Here is a 16,116-nt window from a genome sequence, read left to right as displayed (position 1 = left end):
GAGACTTCCCTGGAGGCTTGACCTCCCTGAAGAGTCGTTCGAGACCAGGACGTTGATAGGTCGGGTGTGGAAGCGCTGTGAGGCGTGAAGCTAACCGATACTAATTGCTCGTGAGGCTTGATCCTATCATTTGAGTGGCTTAGCAAGGCTAGGCGACGAGAGTGGATGTGCGAAGTACATCAAATACCGAATATATGCGGGTTGAGACGAGAGACTCAGCCCAGGCTTCTTCCAGTTTGTGCCAGTTTATGTCTGGTGGCCTTAGCGAGGTGGTCCCACGCCTTCCCATCCCGAACAGGACCGTGAAACGCCTTAGCGCCGATGATAGTGTGGCATTCGCCATGTGAAAGTAGGACACCGCCAGACGCCCCATACGAAGCCCAGCTCACACGAGCTGGGCTTTGTGCTTTGCGCGCGCGGATCGCGCGACGTCCAGCCCCGACCGGTCCCCGGCGGGGCTTTGGCCTTTCTGGATGCAGTTTTTCAAAGCGTACTGGATTGCTTGCCGCCCATTCTTGAGCGCGACCCTGCCGTTGGCGTGGTTTGGCATTCGGCAGCCGCGACGTATCATGTGGGCTCCGGAGGATTCAAGATGACAAGACGACTGAGAGCGGGGTTGTTGGGCTACGGCTATGCCGGCGCGACCTTCCATGCCCCTTTATTGGCTGAGACTGAAGGCGTGGCGCTGATCGCGGTGGCGTCGAGCAGGCCGGAGCAAGTTCTGCGGGCTTGGCCGCAGGCGCGGGTCTTGCCTGATGCCGAGGCCTTGCTCGCTGAGGACGACATTGATCTGGCGGTGATCGCCACGCCGAACGACAGCCATTTCCCCTTAGCCTTGGCCGCGTTGAGAGCCGGCAAGCACGTGGTGGTCGACAAGCCCTTCACTCTGGATGCCGCGCAGGCCAGATTGCTGATGGAAGAGGCTGAGCGGGCTGGCCGGCTGCTGTCGGTATTTCATAACCGGCGCTGGGATGCGGATTTCTTGGCGGTGCGCCAGCTGTTGGATGAGGGCGCTTTAGGGCGGGTCGTCCATTTCGAGTCGCATTTCGATCGCTACCGTCCGCAGGTGCGCCAGCGTTGGCGCGAGTCGTCCGGGCCGGGGGCCGGGCTGTGGTTCGACCTGGGGCCGCATTTGCTGGACCAGGCCTTGCAACTGTTCGGCTTGCCGCAGGCACTGAGCCTGGAAATAGCGGGGCTGCGCGACGGGGCCGCCAGCGATGACTGGTTTCATGCGATGCTGCGCTACCCGGACAAGCGGGTGATTCTGCATGGCAGCGCGCTGGTCGCCGATGCGGGGCCGCGCTTCATACTCCACGGCACACTGGGCAGCTTCAGCAAATACGGGCTGGATCCACAGGAGGATGCGCTGAAGGCCGGCGAGCGTCCGGGCGGGGAAGGCTGGGGCGTGGATATGAAACCGGGTCGGCTGGTAAGCGGGGAGGAGGAGGCCGTGTTTTGCGGGCCGGCAGGCGATTATCTCCGCTACTACGCGGGGGTGCGCGACGCCATCCTGCACGGCAAGGCGAACCCGGTGCCGGCGGAGGAGGCTTGGCGCGTGATGGCTTTGCTGGAGCTGGGCAAGCGCAGCGCGATGCTGCAATGCTGGCAGCCGGTGCCGGACAATCTGCGAGAGCCGGCTGCCTGAGTTTCAACCCTTCTTTTTCTTGCCGCCGGCAGCCTCTTCGGCCTGGGCGGCGGCTTTCTGCTCCGGCGCGATTTCAGTCAGCAGCTGTTCCAGCAATTTGCTGCGAGAGCTGATGTGGTGGTCGAAGCGCCAATCTTTGAGCAGGTCGATCGCGACATCGAAATAGCGCATGTCGATGTCGTACAGCTGGCTGAGGTCATAGGAACGGCCCATCTCCAGCGCCGCCGCCAGCTCTTTCAATACCTGCATTTGCTGCGGATCGTGTCCTTCCTCGATGAAGCGGCGGATTTTCTTGGCTGCATTCATAAACAGGTCCTTGCCTGGGGTGAGGCGATGTCAAGATGGGAAAATGCGTATGCAATGATGGTGGCAGAGGCGGCGGCGCGTCAATCTCGTCTTGCTTGGAACGGCGTCCCAATGGGTTGGGGCATCGACTGGCCTTACTGGCAGTGGTTTATGTTGCAGTGCGATATTTGCGACATATTGCGGATGGTTTGCATGCAATCCTTTTTGAAGGGAGTTCGCCATGAAGCAGCAGGAAGTCCGGCAGCGCGCGTTCGCCATGCCTTTGACCAGCCCGGCTTTCCCGCCTGGACCCTATCGTTTCGTCAATCGCGAGTACATGATCATCACCTATCGCACCGACCCGGCGGCGATCGAGGCGATTCTGCCGGAACCGCTGCAGATGGCGGAGCCGGTGGTTCGTTATGAGTTCATCCGCATGCCGGACTCGACCGGCTTCGGCGATTATTCGGAAAGCGGTCAGGTGATCCCGGTGACGTTCCGCGGCGAGCGCGGCAGCTATACCCTGGCGATGTTTCTGGACGACCAGCCGCCGCTGGCGGGAGGGCGCGAGCTGTGGGGGTTTCCGAAGAAGGCCGGCAAGCCCCGGCTGGAGGTGCATCAGGATACCTTGGTGGGCAGCCTGGATTTCGGTCCGGTCCGCGTCGCCACTGGCACCATGGGCTACAAGCACGAGACGCTGGATCAGTCCTTGCTGCAGGCTGGTCTGGCCGAGCCGAACTTCTTGTTGAAGATCATCCCGCACGTGGATGGCACGCCTCGGATCTGCGAGCTGGTGCGGTATCACACCACCAATGTCGTGATCAAGGGCGCGTGGAGTTCGCCGGGGGCGCTGGAGCTGCACCCGCACGCATTGGCGCCGGTTTCGGCGCTGCCGGTGCTGGAGGTCTTGTCGGCGCGGCATTTCATTTGCGATCTGACGCTGGATCTGGGGACGGTAGTGTTCGATTATCTGCAGCAATGACGGCATTTCGTCCGCCAGCATCAAAAAACGGCCCCGAAGGGGGCCGTTTTTCATCCACGCGTAGCGCTTCAGAACCAGAAGTAGCGCTGCAGCGCCGCGTCCAGGTTGGCGACGTCCGGCGCGCCGACGCCGGTGGCCTGGTCGTAGCCGCGATGGGCGTTGTAGCCCCAGTTGTTGCCGGCGGTGATGTCGCGCAGCGGCGCGCCATGGCGGCCGGAACCGTGGTAGGCGTGGCCGGTGGCAACCAGGCCGTACAGCGAGAAGTTCAGCAGGCCGATACGTCCGCCCAGCGACTGGTTCAGCAGCGCGGCGATGCCGGCCAGCTGCGGCGCGACGAAGCTGGTGCCGCCGTTGTTGGTCTGGATCGAGAAGCCGGTCTTGCTGGAGGTGTAGTACACCACGTAGCCGGTTTCCGGGTCGCCGTTCATCGAGATGTCCGGCACGTTGCGGCCCTTGAAGTCGGCGGGCAGAGTGGCGACGACCTGGGGCGGATTCTGGCTGCTGTCCACCAGTTGCTGGCCGGCCGGGCTGTTCTGCATGCCGGGCAGCCAGTTCTGGTAGAACGGGCGGGCGATGAAGCTGCTGACGCCGCCGCCGTCGCCGACGGGGAAGATGCCGCAAGCCACCGGGTCTTTGCCCAGCGCCTTGCACAGGCCGCCCAGATAGTCCCAGCCCCAGGCGCGCTCGGTCGGAATCTTGACCTTCATTTCCTTGCCGTTGGGATGGAAGGTCAGCGTGGTCGGCACGGTGGTGGCGCCGGCTGCGGTGATGAACTGCTGGTTGGCGGGGCTATCCACCGACAGCACCTTGTTGTACTGCGGCAGCGGCGCGGCGCGGTTCACGTCGTAGGCGCCGGAGTCGCCGGAGGCGGCGAACATGGTCTGGCCTTGCAGCGCGGCCTGCAGGAACAGGTCGTGGTAAGTCTGCAGCACGTTGGCGCTCTTGCCGCCCACCGGATTGACCGCCTGGGCCTGCTGGTCGAACCATTCCCACTCGCCCCAGCTGACCGACAGCGTGTCGGCGGCGTTGGATTCGATCGCCTTGGCGAAGGCATCGACGAAGCCCTGGGTGGTGTTGGGCGCCTGGTAGACGATGATCTTGGCGTCCGGGGCGATGCCGCCGGATTGTTCGACGTCCAGCGTGGTTTCGCTGGAGCCGCCATCGTCGCTCGGCGCGCCGGGGCCGCCGTCGATGTCGACCACGGTGAGGCGGTTCGGATCGGTGTTCAGGCCGATCGAGCTCCAGTACTGGAAGGCGTCGGACGGCGTGAAGCTGGCCAGGGTGACGATGCCGATGGTGGCGCCCTTGCCGTGGATGCCCTTGTTGTAGAGCGGCGTGATGTTGTAGTGGCGCGCCAGGTCGGTGACGGTCCATTTGCCCGGCGCATTGCCGGTGGTCACGGCGCTGGCGCTCTTGTCCATGGATGCCTGCAGGTGGTTCGGCAACTGGCGCAGGTGCGGGCGGAAGTGCGGGCGGCTGTCCAGGCCGATCACGGCCTGCACGTCGCTCAGGTCGACGCCGGGCGTCGAGGCGCGCACCGGGGCGGTGTAGCGGGCGGCGGCGCCCTGGACGACGGCCTTGTTCTGGAATACGTGCACCTCGGCGCCGAAGGCCTTTTGCACGGTGGCGGCCGGTCCGCTGACTTGCAGCAGGGTGCTGCCGACGCGCTTCACGCTCAGGCCGGCGGCTTGCAGGCGGGCGCTGACTTTGGCCACGCTGGCTTCGGACGGCGCGTAGCGGGCGCGGAATTCGGACGGGGTCAGGAACTGGTGGTAATTGGGGCTGGAAGGCGTGTGCACTTCCTGCAGATAGCGGGCGGCGGCATCACGGTCGCGCAGGCTCAGCGCGATGGTCACGGTCAGTTTTTGCGCCGGGGCGGCCTGCTCCACCTTGCCCAGATCTTGCGGGGGGGCGGCCATCGCGCCGGAGGCGGCGACGGCGGCCAGGGCGGCTGCCAGCATTTTCATTTTGAACGCCATGTTGTTTGCTCCTTGTGTAGATGCCGGGCCGCGTTTCTGTGGTGCGGCTCCGGTCCGGATGAGGTTTCCGGATATCCAATCGGAATAATTGGAGAGGCCAGTATAGGGAGCGGCTTCTGTGACGAGTTAAGCGTTTTTGTAACATTCTGTGTGGCCATTCCACCGATTTGTCATGCGGAGCCGGGCGGGAGAGGTCTGCAATAGCTAGCATTTGCAACTGAATTGGCCACGGCGGGGAGACGGAGCAGCGGGGGGCGGGACGACAGGGCCCATGCCTGCTGGAGCCAGCGACGCGCGCTTTGATTTTGATGGCTATCGATCAGCTTGTCCGCGCATGGTGAAGTACAATGGAAGAATAGTCTCGGACGATCCTGTTCCGTGGCTGGCGGCGGTGGCGAGACGATGTCAGATTGTCCGTGTAGTGCCGACTAAATGAGACACAAAGGAAGCGCTGCGGAGGATGCATGCTGATTGATCGTTTTGGCCGGGCCATCGAGTACCTGCGGCTGTCCGTCACCGACCGCTGCGACCTGCGCTGCAATTATTGCCTGCCCAAGGGCTTCAAGCATTTCGAGGAGCCGGACAACTGGCTGACCTTCGACGAGATCGAGCGGGTGGTGGCGGTGTTCGCCCGGCTAGGCACCCGCCGGGTGCGCTTGACCGGCGGCGAGCCGCTGCTGCGGCGCAATCTGCCGCAGCTGGCCGCGCGGCTGTCGGCCTTGCCCGGCCTGGAAGACTTGTCGCTGACCACCAACGGCACCCAATTGAGCCGCCACGCGGCGGCGCTCCGTGCCGCGGGCGTGCGGCGCATCAACCTGAGCCTGGATTCGCTGCGGCGCGACTGCGTGGCGGAGATCACCGGCAGCGACAGCCTGCCCAAGGTGCTGGAAGGCCTGATGGCGGCCAAGGAGGCGGGTTTCGCGCCGATCAAGATCAATATGGTGGCGATGCAAGGCGTCAATGAGCAGGACATCGAGGCGATGACCGCTTTCTGCATCGAGCACGGCTTCATCCTGCGCCTGATCGAGGCGATGCCGATGGGCGACACCGGCCGTTCCGCGCATTACCTGGATCTGCAGCCGGTGATGCGCCGCCTGTGCCAGCAGTTCGATCTGGTCGAGCAGGCCAAGAGCCTGGGCGGAGGGCCCGCCCGTTACTGGAGCAGCCGCGACGGCAGCTTCTCGCTGGGGATGATCACCCCGATCTCGCAGCACTTCTGCGCCACCTGCAACCGGGTGCGGCTGTCGGTGGACGGCACGCTGTACATGTGCCTGGGGCAGGAGGAAAAAATGGAGCTGCGCCCGCTGCTGCGCGCCGGCATCGACGACGCCGGCCTGGAGGCGGCGCTGCGCGAGGCGATAGAGCTGAAGCCGGAGCGGCATGAATTCCGCGAGCAGCCGCAGAAGCTGGTCCGCTTCATGTCGATGACCGGCGGCTGAGCGCTGCGGCGGGCTTCAACGCTCCAGTATCGCCCGGCGGTGGCGCCGGAACACCCATTTCTCCCACATCAAATGCGTGTCCAGATCGAAGCTGCCGTGGATGTCCGCGCTAAGCAGGCGAAGCGTGCCGCCGTGCGGACGGGACTCCAGCACCCGGCCGTGCAGGCACAGGCTGAGCGCAGAGTCCGGGTTGGGATACAGCGACAGCAGCAGCGGCTGGCCCGGCGTCCATGGCTGGGTGTCCAGCCAGGCCACCGCGTTCAGCCCCAGGCGGCACGGCGTGCAGGACGGCCGGTCCGGGTGGCGTTCCAGCAACGAGACTTCCAGCGCCAGGTCCAGCTTGGCCTCCAGCCGCATCAGCACCGGATTGGTGTCGTCCGGCGTTTCGCCGGGCGCGGCCAGCACCCGCAACGCCAGCCGGGTTTCGCGCTGCAGCCGGGGCGGGTAGTCGCCCTCCAGCGGCTGCGCCAGAAAGGGCAGATCGGCGTCGAAGCTGACGGTGTCCAGCTCCAGCAATTCGAACGTTTGCTTGTCAGCCATCATCGTTGTTCAATGAAACAGCCGTAGGATGGCGTCCAGGCCGCCATGCTCGATGGCGATGTCGGCTTCGGCGCTGACGCGGGGCTTGGCATGGTAGGCGACGCCGGTTCCGGCCTCGCGCAGCATGGGCAGGTCGTTGGCGCCGTCGCCGACCGCGATCACCTGTTCGGGCCGCAGGCCCATCGCGTCGCGGGTGGCGATCAGCAGCCGCTTTTTCGCTTCGGCGTCGACGATGTCGCCCTGCACCCGGCCGGTGAGTTTGCCGTCGACGATTTCCAGCTGGTTGGCGTAGGCGTGGTCCAGGCTGTAATCGGCCTTGAGCCGGTCGGTGAAGTAGGTGAAGCCGCCGGAGACCAGCAGTGTCTTGATGCCGAGGCGCTGGCAGGCGGCCAGCAGATGTTCGGCGCCCGGATTCAGCTTAAGCCTCTCCTCATACACCTGGCGCAACGCCGCTTCCGGCAAGCCTTCCAGCAGCGCCACCCGTTCCCGCAGGGCTGCCGAGAAATCCAGCTCGCCGCGCATCGCGCGCTCGGTGATCTCCGCCACCTGGGGCTTGATGCCCTTGATGTCGGCGATCTCGTCTATGCACTCGATGTTGATCAGCGTGGAATCCATATCGGAAACCAGCAGGCGGAAATCGGCGAAGGCCTGGCCGTTGTCGATATAGGCGGCGTCGTAGCCGTGGGAGCGGCAGCGCTCCAGCACTGAGGGGCTTTGGTCCGGATTGGCGCCGCGCATCCGCACCACGTCGATGTGGGGATGGTCCAGCTGCGGCGCTTCGGCCAGGCGGGCGATGTCGGAGAGATGCCGCGGGTCCGGCTGCGGGGCGAGTACGACCAGGGTTTTCTGAGTGCTCATTGTGCGATCGGGCGTCAAGACGATTGCTTTCATTATGCCACGTCTTGCGCCCGCCGCCGTCCCGCGCGCGGTTCCCGCTCAGTTGAGGCTGGCGGGGCAGCGGCCCGCGCACCAGCGCTTGAGCAGCGTGTCCAGCGACAGCAGCCCGGGGCCGAAGGACAGCAGCACCAGCAGCTGGGCGCCCCAGAAGTAGTGGAACTGGCGGGTGACGTCGTTCAAGCCGGGGTAGCTGATCACCGCCACCGCGTTGAGGATGAACAGGCCGGCGGCGGCGAAGCGCCCGCCCAGGCCCAGCGCCAGCAGCGCGGACAAGCCCAGCTCGCCGCAGGTTGCCATCACGGCGGCCACGGCGGGCGGCAGCAGCGGCACGTGATATTCGTCGGTGAACAGCGCCAGCGTGATGTCCCAGTCGTCTATCTTGGTCAGGCCGGAACGGAAGAAGACATCCAGCAGCCACAGCCTGAGCAGCAGCAAGATCAGCGGCTGCAGTCGATCGGCGCTGCGGATCAGCAGCTGGTAGGCGGAGACCGCCGGTTTGGCGAGGGTATTCATTCGGTTTCACCTTGTCGGATATGGATGGAGGCCAGCAACGGCGGCTGGAACAAGCCGAGCAGCGCCGGCTGCAGGTCAAAATCGGCGTCGAACGCCTGGGCCGCTTCGATGGCTTCGGCCAGCGGGGCCCCGCTGAACAGCGCGGCGTAGAAGGCGTGGCGGGCATCGTCCAGCGCCAGGGCTTTTACCTCGCCGCGGTCGCGGTAGATCAGCGCGTTTTCCGGCGGCAGCGCCAGCAGGCCGTCCAGCGGACCCTGCTCGCGGTGGGCGCGCCAGATGCTGAGCGCCGGGCTGCCGGCCCGGCACAGCGCGACGTCGGGCAGCGGCGCGAAGGCCAGCGCTTCCCATTGCTCCGGCGCGATGGCCGCCAGCGCGGAGGTGTCCAGCGGCTGGGCGTCTTCAGCGTAATAGCTGCGGTGGACCGCCCACTCCAGCCGCGCGACGTCGGCGAGGTAGGGCAGGTCGCGGCAATGCTCGAAGCCGGCGATGAAGTCGGCGAAGCTTGCGCCGTAGCGGTGCAGATTGCCGCTGTCCGAGGCGTGGCTCTTCACGTATTCGCGCGCCAGCGCGGTGAAGAAATCCTCGCCCACCAGCTCGCGGCAGACCGGATGGCTGTGTGCCAGCGTGTCGATCAGGCCGATGCGGTAGTTGTTGCGGTAGACCGCCAGCCCGGCGGGATTCAGATCCAGCGCGGCGGCGGATGCCTGCGCCGGATCGGCTATCGCTTCCAGCAGCGCGTGTTGCCAGTCATGCCAGTCCATCGCGGCCCTCCAGTATCGCCTGCGCCTTGGCGGCTTCGGCTTGCAGCGTGGCCAGCGGCGGGATGTCGAGATCCCACTCGATCAGCGTCGGACGCGGGCCGATGCGGCGGATCACTTCGCGGTAGAACTGCCATACCTGGTCGTGCACCGCCTGGCTGTGGGTGTCCACCAGCATGCCTTCGCGCTCGCTGTAGCCGGCCAGGTGGATCTCGCCGATCGCGTCCAAAGGCAGGGCGGCCAGCACGGCACCGGTGTCGGTGCCCAGGTTGACGCGGTTGACGTACAGGTTGTTGACGTCCAGCAAAATGCCGCAGCCGGTGATGCGCGTCAGCTCCGCCAGGAATTCGCCTTCGTTCATCTGGTTGCCGGGGAACTCGACGTAGCTGGACAGGTTTTCCAGCAGTATGGGGCGGCCAAGCGCGTCCTGGGTCTCGGACACGTGGCCGGCCACCGTGTCCAGCGCCGCGCGGGTATACGGTATCGGCAACAAATCATTGACGTAGCGGTGCGGCGAATGGTTGAACGACAGATGCTCGGACACCGAGGCCGGACAGGTCTCGTCCACCAGCCGCTTAAGCGACGCCAGATGGCCGCGGTCAGGGCGAGCGGCCGAGCCCAGGCCCAGGCCGACGCCGTGCAGCGACAGCGGCCAGCATTCGGCCACGCGGCGCAGCATGGCCAGCGGGGTGCCGCCGTCGAAGAAATTCTCGCTGTGCACTTCCACCCAGCCCAGCTCGGGTTGAAGCGCCAGGGCTTCGCGGTAGTGCGGCGCGCGCAGGCCGATGCCGCAAACGCCGGGAAGAGTGGTGAGGGACATGCTGGTGTTCCGGAAAAGGCGGCCCGCCGATGAGCGGGCCGCATGGGGGATTACTTGGTGCCGGGCTTGCCGCCCATTTTCTCGCAGCTGCCCTTGGCTACGTATTTCCAGTCAGCGGGGTCCTTGTCCACCTTGGCCTGGCCGGCGCAGGAGTGGGTGCCGGACGCGCAGTCGTTCTTGCCTGCCTGGGCGATGCCGTAGCATTTTTCTTTTTCGGCGGCGGCGGCCGGGGCGGCGCTCAGCGCGCCCATGGCGATGACGGCGCCCAGGGCGGATGCGATCAGTGCTTTGTTCTGCTTCATATGTGACTCCTTGCTTGAGTGTGCGCCGGACGGCTTCTGCCGTCCGGCCGGGGTATGGTAATCAAAGCGGCTGGAATTGCCAGCCGGATAAATCACATCGGTTTGGTTTGACCGCCCATCTTCTGGCAAGTGCCGGCAGGCACCAGCTTGAAGTCGGCAGGGTCGTTGTCCATCTTGGACTGGCCGGCGCAAGCGTGGGCATCGGTCTTACAATCGTTCTGGCCGGCTTTGGCGACGCCGAAGCACTGGTCTTTGTCTGCGGCGGCGGCGGGGGCGCTGGCCAGCACGCCGAGGGCGATCACCGCGCCGAGCGCGGAGGCGATCAGAGTCTTGTTGCTGTTCATGGTTTCTCTCCTGGGTAGTGCGATTGTTGTCGATGGCGACGGATGCCTGGGTCCTGGTGGCGTATGGGCATCGCCGCACAATCATTGAGTCGCGATGCCTTTTCGTTTCTTACGCGAATGTTCAAAAAATTTTCGCGGAGCAGGATCGCCGCGCCGGAGGGCCGTCGTCCTCCACCCGGCGCGGATGTTTTCGTCGTTATAGTGCGGGTTTTCCGGATGGCATAGAACGGCGGCGCGGAATGGCCGATGAGCGGAGCCGCGGCAGGCGCATTTTCCCGACGGGAAGCGTTTGAGAGGAGGAGAGCTGGCGGCGCGGAAACGAAGATGCCCGGACATGCCGGGCATCGGGCTCATGCCCTTGATCAATGGCATGCGAGACAGGATGGGGGCGCGCTCAGCGGATATTCACCACCTTGTGGGTCTGCACCGACAGCCGCCATTGCGGATGCGCCATGCAGTAGGCGATGGCTGCGCGGGTGTTGGCGGCCAGGTCCGGGCCGTCCATCGGCTGCAGATAGAAGGCGCCGAAGTCCAGATGGGCGACGGTTTCCGGCATCTGGGTCGCCTGCGGATAAACCAGCTTCAGTTCGTCGCCGGCGCGCTGCTTCAGCTCGGAACCTGCCTTGGGGCTGACGCAGATCCAGTCCAGCCCGGCCGGCGCTGCGACGGTGCCGTTGGTTTCGACGGCGATCTCGAAGCCCTCGGCGTGCAGCGCGTCCACCAGTTCCGCGTCCAACTGCAGCAGCGGCTCGCCGCCGGTGCAGACCACATAGGGCGCGCCGCCGACGTCCTGCGGCCATTCGGCGGCGATGCGGGCGGCCAGCGCCGCCGCGCCGTCGAACTTGCCGCCATCCGGGCCGGCGCCGACGAAGTCGGTGTCGCAGAACTGGCAGACGGCCTTGGCGCGGTCTTCCTCGCGGCCCGACCACAGATTGCAGCCGGCGAAGCGGCAGAATACCGCCGCGCGGCCGGCCTGGCGGCCTTCGCCTTGCAGCGTGTAGAAGATTTCCTTGACGGTATAGGTAGTCACGACATTCTCTCGCAATCGATGGCGGCGGTCACAGCAAGGGCCAGCGCATGTCCTGGCGGAAATGCAGCGACACGCCGGCGTCGTCGCTTTCCATCAGGTCTATCCGGGACAGCTCCGGCACCAGCGGCGCCAGCTGGGCGTGGATCCATTCCGCCACCGCGGCGTTGTCGGCGCGGCGAAGGCCGGCCAGCTTGTCCAGCGGGTTGTGGTCGAGCTGGCGGTAAATGGGCTTGAAGCGGTCCTTGACGTCGCCGAAGTCCAGCAGCCAGCCCATGGCGCGGTCGATGCCGCCGGACAGCATCAGCCGGACCAGATAGCTGTGGCCGGTGTAATGGCCGTCGGCGTCGAAGGGCATCGCGCTTTCGAAGCGCTGCTCCTTCCAGATGCGGAACGTTTTGCCGTCGAACTGGCTGCCGGCGCTGTGCGTCTCGCGCACCTCCACCCAGGCGAGGCCGGGCACGGCGTCGCGCAGCTGTTGGTGCAGCCATTGGGCCAGCACCTCGCTGGTCGGGTTGTCCAGTCCGGGAATATCGTTCAGGTAGCGATGGTTGAGCCGGCCGTGGAGCGTGGCCCAGGCGCGCGCCAGATCATGCTGGCCGCTCAAGGCGGCGTCGGCGACGATGCGCACGCCGAAGCCGTGGCCATGCAGCCGCCCGCATTTATGGCCAGGCGGCACGTGGGGCAGATAATGGGCGGCCTCGAAGGATGAGTTGATCCAGCTGAGCGCGCGCGCGTCGTCCAGCATCACGCCGCGGTCCGGCGCGCCGCGCAGCTGGATGGCTGCGGGGTGGGGCAGGGTGTCGGCGATGTGGCGCGCCAGCGAAAGATCGTCGCTGGCGGCGAGCGCGGCGTTCAGATCCGTGTAGTCCAGCGGCGCCACGGCTGCCTGGACGGCTGTCTGCAGCGCGTCCTGGCTGGTGTTTTGGGCATCGCTGCGCACGCTCAGGCGGAAGCTGTGGCCATGCGGCCGCGCGGCTTGGCCGTGGTCGGCCGGCAGCCGCCGCGCCGCTTCGAAGCCGGCGCCGGCAATCAGGTAACTGGCGTGCATTTCAGTGTCCTTGCGCTTCGGCCTGGCAGCGCTCCACCAGCGGATCCGGCATGCCGGCCTCGGCGAAACCGCGGGCGCGCAGTTCGCACGACGCGCAATGGCCGCAGGGCGGCACCTCGCCGTTGTAACAGGTGTGACTCCAGGCCAGGGCTTCCAGCGCGCCCACCTGTTGCGCCAGGGTCACAGTTTCGGCCTTGGACAGGTACATCAGCGGCGTGTGCAGCTCCACCCGGCTGTCCATGCCCAGCCGCAGCGCCACTTCCAGCGCCTTCAGCGTGTTCTCGCGGCAATCGGGATAGCCGGAGTAGTCGGTCTGAGCGACGCCGGTCACCAGGTGGCGCGCGCCGCGGGTATAGGCGAAGGCGGCGGCGAAGGTGAGGAAGACCAGATTGCGTCCGGGGACGAATGTGTTGGGCAGCGCGTCGTCGTCGCGGACGCCTTCTTCAGGGGCGATGCCGGCATCGGTCAGCGCGTTGCCGCCGATGGCGGCGAAGGTGTCGATGGGCAGCACGGTCTGGCGCACGCCGGCAAGAGCGGCGATCTTGCGCGCGCAATCCAGCTCCACGCGGTGGCGTTGGCCGTAATCGAAGGTGACGGCCTCCACGTTGCCGGCGCCGAAACGGCGCAGCGCCCAGTAGAGACAGGTGGTCGAGTCCTGGCCGCCCGAGAGCACCACCAGGGCTTTTTCATCAGATGCTTGGTTCATATTCCGTCGAAAAACAGTCGAGGGTTTGTGACGGCGCGCCGGGATCGGTCTCACCCGCCGCGCAAACCGCTGATTTTAACCCACTATAGACCTGGCGGGGGAGGTGGATGGTCTGTGGCTGAAATATGACATGTGTGATATGTGCAACGGAAGGATTTTTTCTGATTGCGATCATGACATGTTCATGCAATTAATGATCTGTGCATGATGACTGTGCACTTTATAACTTTTCGTGATGTACAAAGCATCCTGACAATAAAGGGAAAACAATGGACAAGAGATTACCCATTGCGGCAGCGGCCCTGCTGCTCGCCTCATCCGCATTCGCCGGCGACCTGCAAGTCAGCCTGGGCCAGCCGGCAGTCAGCGCCGCCCAGGACGTGGACGTCACCGTCACCTACCGCAACACCGGCAAGGAGACCTTGCACGTTTACCGCTGGTACCTGCCGGGCAAGGAGCTGCAGGAACAGTTCCTGGCGGTGAACGTGAACGGCAAACAGGCTGAATACCTGGGGCCGCGCTACAAGCGCGTGGCGCCGTCGCTGCGCGACACGGTTTCTCTGGCGCCTGGCGCGACGCTGAATGCCAAGGTGCGGGTATCGGATTATTACGACCTGTCCAAGGGCGGCCAGCTGAGCGTGCGCTTCGAGAGCAACAGCGGCAAGGTATTGAACCGCAGCCTGCCGGCCGGCGTCAGCGCCAAGTCGTCGGGCGCGGCGCAGCCGCAGGACGAGGCGATCGTTTCCAATGCGGTCAGCGGCTACAGCGGCGGCAAGGCCAGCCCGCTGCTGCAGCGTTCGCAGGCGGCCAAGCTGGAGTGGCAGGCGCTGGCCCGCACCGCGGTCAGCGGCGTGACCTACGCCGGCAACTGCTCGGTCACCCAGCAGAACCAGTCCAGGGACGGCGTCACCGCCGCCAGCGCGATGGCCGACGAGACCAACGCCTATCTGAAAGGCACGCCGTCCGGCACCCAGCGCTACACCACTTGGTTCGGCAAGTACAGCCAGGCCAACTGGAGCACCGCCAAGTCGCATTACGTGAACATCAAGGACGCGCTGGACACCAAGCCGATCAAGCTGGATTGCAGCTGCACCGATGGCGGCACCTATGCCTACGTCTATCCGTCGCAGCCTTACACCATCTATCTGTGCGGCGCCTTCTGGACCGCGCCGACCAAGGGCACCGACTCCAAGGGCGGCACGCTGGTGCATGAGCTGTCCCATTTCACCGTGGTGGCAGGCACCGACGATCACGTCTACGGCCAGGCCGGCGCCAAGAACCTGGCGAAGACCAATCCAGCCCAGGCGCTGAACAACGCGGACAACCACGAATACTTCGCGGAAAACACGCCTAACCAGCCTTGAGCCGGCTCTGCCGGGCAAATCCGAACCCGCCCGCTTCGGCTGGCGGGTTTTTCATGGCCGTTTTGCATCTTTTCGTCATGATCCGCATGTCCGGCTAATGGGCTGGAATACGGTCGGAACGGGGCTTATTATGGAATGGCCTGGCGGACGGGGCGTTCGGGCCGCGTCCGCTAGGCCGGCCAAAGGCCGGGCTACCGTGTGCATGACCACCTGCAATGGCTTGGGGATGCGATGCCGTCGACGACCATCTTGCTGGTAGAGGATAGCGCCACCAACCGCTACTTCATCGAACAGTTCATCCAGAAGCTCGGCTATCTCTGCGTGTCGGCGAAGAACGGCGTGGAGGCGGTGGCGTACTGCCGGAGCCAGGTGCCGGATCTGGTGCTGATGGACGTCATCATGCCGGAGATGGATGGCTTGCAGGCCACGACCGAGTTGCGCAAGCTGTTCGGCGAGCACTGGGTGCCCATCATCTTCCTCACCAGCCTGAACGAGCTGGAAAGCGTGGTCTCAGGCCTGAAGGCCGGCGGCGACGATTATCTGGCCAAGCCCGTCAGTTTCGACCTGTTGACCGCCAAAATCCATGTTTTCCTGCGCATCGCCGAGATGCAGAACCAGATCAACCAGGATGCGATCCGGCTGGAGAAGTATTACCAGGAAAACGAGTTCGAGCAGCAACTGGCGCTGGAACTGATGGAGCGGCTGATCCGGCTGCGGACTTCCCGTCCGGACCATGTCTGGCAGTACCTGAGCCCCGCCGCAGGCTTCAACGGCGACCTGATCATCATCTGCCAGCCGCCGGGCGGCGGCGAACACATCATGCTGGCCGACTGCACCGGCCATGGCCTGACGGCCGCCATCAGCGCCTTGCCGGCGATCGATTGTTTCCATGAGATGACTGAGGCGGGATGCGAGATGCCGGCCATTGTCCGGGGCGTCAACCAGAAGCTGCACAAATTGCTGCCGAGCGGCCGTTTCGTCGCGGCCGCGCTGATAGCGATAGATTCCGCCGGCCGCCAGGCGCGCGTCTGGAACGGCGGCGTGCCCTGCGTGCTGCTGTTCAACGCGCGAGGAGAGGTCGAGGCGCGCTGCAAGTCCGAGCATCCTCCGCTTGGCGTGCTGCCGGCTGATGCTTTGGATGACAGCATGCAGACGCTGGCCTGGCAGCCGTCCCAGACGCTGGTGGTCAGCTCAGACGGCATCACCGAGGCCAAAAACGGCCAGGGCGCAATGTTCGGCTTGCCCGGCGTGGAGGAGGCGGTCCGCCGCGGCTGGCCGGACCGGATCGGGGATACGGTGCTGGAGGCCGTCAAGGCGCACAGGCAGGGCGGCGCGGCCAGCGACGACGTCTCTTTGCTGGTGATCCGCCACCCGGATGGCGGGCCGTCTTCCCGTTGACGCGCTCGGCGGCTAAGAACCGCTAACAAGACCTCTGACGCTGCGTTGCGTCGATTGGCCGTACTG

17 protein-coding genes and 2 rRNA genes are annotated in these 16,116 nt (G+C 65.3%); 7 read left to right on the top strand and 12 right to left on the bottom strand.

Annotated features, from left to right (window positions below):
* The 3 genes from VL52_RS11825 to VL52_RS11815 all read left to right on the top strand — a co-directional run.
* Window positions 1–125 (top strand): 23S ribosomal RNA (locus VL52_RS11825); the annotation flags it as partial.
* 126 nt (window positions 126–251) lie between these two features.
* Window positions 252–366, top strand: a 5S ribosomal RNA gene (gene rrf, locus VL52_RS11820).
* Between the two features lie 226 nt (window positions 367–592).
* Window positions 593–1,645, top strand: a complete 1,053-nt coding sequence (locus VL52_RS11815; RefSeq protein ID WP_046157215.1) for an oxidoreductase — start codon at window positions 593–595, stop codon at window positions 1,643–1,645.
* 3 nt (window positions 1,646–1,648) lie between these two features.
* Here VL52_RS11815 and VL52_RS11810 read toward each other — a convergent pair whose 3' ends face one another.
* Window positions 1,649–1,951 (bottom strand): hypothetical protein, encoded by a 303-nt coding sequence (locus VL52_RS11810; protein WP_046157214.1) that lies wholly within the window; start codon window positions 1,949–1,951, stop codon window positions 1,649–1,651.
* A 220-nt stretch (window positions 1,952–2,171) separates the two neighbouring features.
* On the opposite strand from VL52_RS11810, the gene VL52_RS11805 reads away from it, so the two are divergent.
* Window positions 2,172–2,912: an acetoacetate decarboxylase gene (locus tag VL52_RS11805; RefSeq protein WP_046157213.1), complete on the top strand. Its 741-nt coding sequence runs from the start codon at window positions 2,172–2,174 to the stop codon at window positions 2,910–2,912.
* Between the two features lie 68 nt (window positions 2,913–2,980).
* Here VL52_RS11805 and VL52_RS11800 read toward each other — a convergent pair whose 3' ends face one another.
* On the bottom strand, window positions 2,981–4,891 hold the full coding sequence (locus tag VL52_RS11800; protein WP_052729267.1) for a S53 family peptidase: 1,911 nt from the start codon (window positions 4,889–4,891) through the stop codon (window positions 2,981–2,983).
* Between the two features lie 464 nt (window positions 4,892–5,355).
* Between VL52_RS11800 and moaA the strand changes: the two genes are divergently transcribed.
* Window positions 5,356–6,330: a GTP 3',8-cyclase MoaA gene (gene moaA, locus VL52_RS11795; protein WP_046157212.1), complete on the top strand. Its 975-nt coding sequence runs from the start codon at window positions 5,356–5,358 to the stop codon at window positions 6,328–6,330.
* A 15-nt stretch (window positions 6,331–6,345) separates the two neighbouring features.
* On the opposite strand, the gene VL52_RS11790 is transcribed toward moaA, so the two are convergent.
* The 10 genes from VL52_RS11790 to queC form a co-directional block, all read right to left on the bottom strand.
* Window positions 6,346–6,870, bottom strand: a complete 525-nt coding sequence (locus VL52_RS11790) for a hypothetical protein (RefSeq protein ID WP_046157223.1) — start codon at window positions 6,868–6,870, stop codon at window positions 6,346–6,348.
* A gap of 9 nt (window positions 6,871–6,879) precedes the next feature.
* Window positions 6,880–7,728 (bottom strand): phosphoserine phosphatase SerB, encoded by an 849-nt coding sequence (serB, locus tag VL52_RS11785; protein WP_046157211.1) that lies wholly within the window; start codon window positions 7,726–7,728, stop codon window positions 6,880–6,882.
* Between the two features lie 78 nt (window positions 7,729–7,806).
* Window positions 7,807–8,280: a DoxX family protein gene (locus tag VL52_RS11780; RefSeq protein ID WP_046157210.1), complete on the bottom strand. Its 474-nt coding sequence runs from the start codon at window positions 8,278–8,280 to the stop codon at window positions 7,807–7,809.
* On the bottom strand, window positions 8,277–9,041 hold the full coding sequence (locus tag VL52_RS11775) for an HvfC/BufC N-terminal domain-containing protein (protein ID WP_052717468.1): 765 nt from the start codon (window positions 9,039–9,041) through the stop codon (window positions 8,277–8,279). Before VL52_RS11775 ends, VL52_RS11780 begins: the two co-directional genes overlap by 4 nt.
* The gene (gene bufB / locus VL52_RS11770) at window positions 9,028–9,858 is read right to left on the bottom strand and encodes an MNIO family bufferin maturase (RefSeq protein ID WP_046157209.1); all 831 of its coding nucleotides are present in this window, start codon (window positions 9,856–9,858) and stop codon (window positions 9,028–9,030) included. Before bufB ends, VL52_RS11775 begins: the two co-directional genes overlap by 14 nt.
* A gap of 50 nt (window positions 9,859–9,908) precedes the next feature.
* Complete coding sequence (locus VL52_RS11765) at window positions 9,909–10,160, bottom strand: BufA1 family periplasmic bufferin-type metallophore (RefSeq protein ID WP_046157208.1); 252 nt, start codon at window positions 10,158–10,160, stop codon at window positions 9,909–9,911.
* 92 nt (window positions 10,161–10,252) lie between these two features.
* The gene (locus VL52_RS11760; protein ID WP_046157207.1) at window positions 10,253–10,504 is read right to left on the bottom strand and encodes a BufA1 family periplasmic bufferin-type metallophore; all 252 of its coding nucleotides are present in this window, start codon (window positions 10,502–10,504) and stop codon (window positions 10,253–10,255) included.
* A 394-nt stretch (window positions 10,505–10,898) separates the two neighbouring features.
* Complete coding sequence (gene queE / locus VL52_RS11755; RefSeq protein WP_046157206.1) at window positions 10,899–11,534, bottom strand: 7-carboxy-7-deazaguanine synthase; 636 nt, start codon at window positions 11,532–11,534, stop codon at window positions 10,899–10,901.
* 28 nt (window positions 11,535–11,562) lie between these two features.
* Window positions 11,563–12,582, bottom strand: a complete 1,020-nt coding sequence (locus tag VL52_RS25730) for a 6-pyruvoyl trahydropterin synthase family protein (RefSeq protein WP_046157205.1) — start codon at window positions 12,580–12,582, stop codon at window positions 11,563–11,565.
* Between the two features lies 1 nt (window position 12,583).
* The gene (gene queC, locus VL52_RS11745; RefSeq protein WP_046157204.1) at window positions 12,584–13,288 is read right to left on the bottom strand and encodes a 7-cyano-7-deazaguanine synthase QueC; all 705 of its coding nucleotides are present in this window, start codon (window positions 13,286–13,288) and stop codon (window positions 12,584–12,586) included.
* A gap of 269 nt (window positions 13,289–13,557) precedes the next feature.
* Between queC and VL52_RS11740 the strand changes: the two genes are divergently transcribed.
* Complete coding sequence (locus tag VL52_RS11740; RefSeq protein WP_046157203.1) at window positions 13,558–14,652, top strand: M35 family metalloendopeptidase; 1,095 nt, start codon at window positions 13,558–13,560, stop codon at window positions 14,650–14,652.
* A 231-nt stretch (window positions 14,653–14,883) separates the two neighbouring features.
* Window positions 14,884–16,050: a SpoIIE family protein phosphatase gene (locus VL52_RS11735; protein ID WP_046157202.1), complete on the top strand. Its 1,167-nt coding sequence runs from the start codon at window positions 14,884–14,886 to the stop codon at window positions 16,048–16,050.
* The last annotated feature ends 66 nt before the right edge of the window (window positions 16,051–16,116 follow it).

It is taken from the genome of Chromobacterium vaccinii, from assembly GCF_000971335.1.
GTDB lineage: Bacteria > Pseudomonadota > Gammaproteobacteria > Burkholderiales > Chromobacteriaceae > Chromobacterium > Chromobacterium vaccinii.
The sequence above is the reverse complement of the archived record's forward strand: the minus strand, read 5'-3'. Positions and strand labels throughout refer to the sequence as shown.

Bases quoted from the DNA above. Each gene is read 5' to 3' on its own strand.
- VL52_RS11815 (WP_046157215.1), top strand. From the start codon at position 593: ATGACAAGACGACTGAGAGCGGGGTTGTTGGGCTACGGCTATGCCGGC.
- VL52_RS11810 (WP_046157214.1), bottom strand. From the start codon at position 1,951: ATGAATGCAGCCAAGAAAATCCGCCGCTTCATCGAGGAAGGACACGAT.
- VL52_RS11805 (WP_046157213.1), top strand. From the start codon at position 2,172: ATGAAGCAGCAGGAAGTCCGGCAGCGCGCGTTCGCCATGCCTTTGACC.
- VL52_RS11800 (WP_052729267.1), bottom strand. From the start codon at position 4,891: ATGGCGTTCAAAATGAAAATGCTGGCAGCCGCCCTGGCCGCCGTCGCC.
- moaA (WP_046157212.1), top strand. From the start codon at position 5,356: ATGCTGATTGATCGTTTTGGCCGGGCCATCGAGTACCTGCGGCTGTCC.
- VL52_RS11790 (WP_046157223.1), bottom strand. From the start codon at position 6,870: ATGGCTGACAAGCAAACGTTCGAATTGCTGGAGCTGGACACCGTCAGC.
- serB (WP_046157211.1), bottom strand. From the start codon at position 7,728: ATGAGCACTCAGAAAACCCTGGTCGTACTCGCCCCGCAGCCGGACCCG.
- VL52_RS11780 (WP_046157210.1), bottom strand. From the start codon at position 8,280: ATGAATACCCTCGCCAAACCGGCGGTCTCCGCCTACCAGCTGCTGATC.
- VL52_RS11775 (WP_052717468.1), bottom strand. From the start codon at position 9,041: ATGGACTGGCATGACTGGCAACACGCGCTGCTGGAAGCGATAGCCGAT.
- bufB (WP_046157209.1), bottom strand. From the start codon at position 9,858: ATGTCCCTCACCACTCTTCCCGGCGTTTGCGGCATCGGCCTGCGCGCG.
- VL52_RS11765 (WP_046157208.1), bottom strand. From the start codon at position 10,160: ATGAAGCAGAACAAAGCACTGATCGCATCCGCCCTGGGCGCCGTCATC.
- VL52_RS11760 (WP_046157207.1), bottom strand. From the start codon at position 10,504: ATGAACAGCAACAAGACTCTGATCGCCTCCGCGCTCGGCGCGGTGATC.
- VL52_RS25730 (WP_046157205.1), bottom strand. From the start codon at position 12,582: ATGCACGCCAGTTACCTGATTGCCGGCGCCGGCTTCGAAGCGGCGCGG.
- queC (WP_046157204.1), bottom strand. From the start codon at position 13,288: ATGAACCAAGCATCTGATGAAAAAGCCCTGGTGGTGCTCTCGGGCGGC.
- VL52_RS11740 (WP_046157203.1), top strand. From the start codon at position 13,558: ATGGACAAGAGATTACCCATTGCGGCAGCGGCCCTGCTGCTCGCCTCA.
- VL52_RS11735 (WP_046157202.1), top strand. From the start codon at position 14,884: ATGCCGTCGACGACCATCTTGCTGGTAGAGGATAGCGCCACCAACCGC.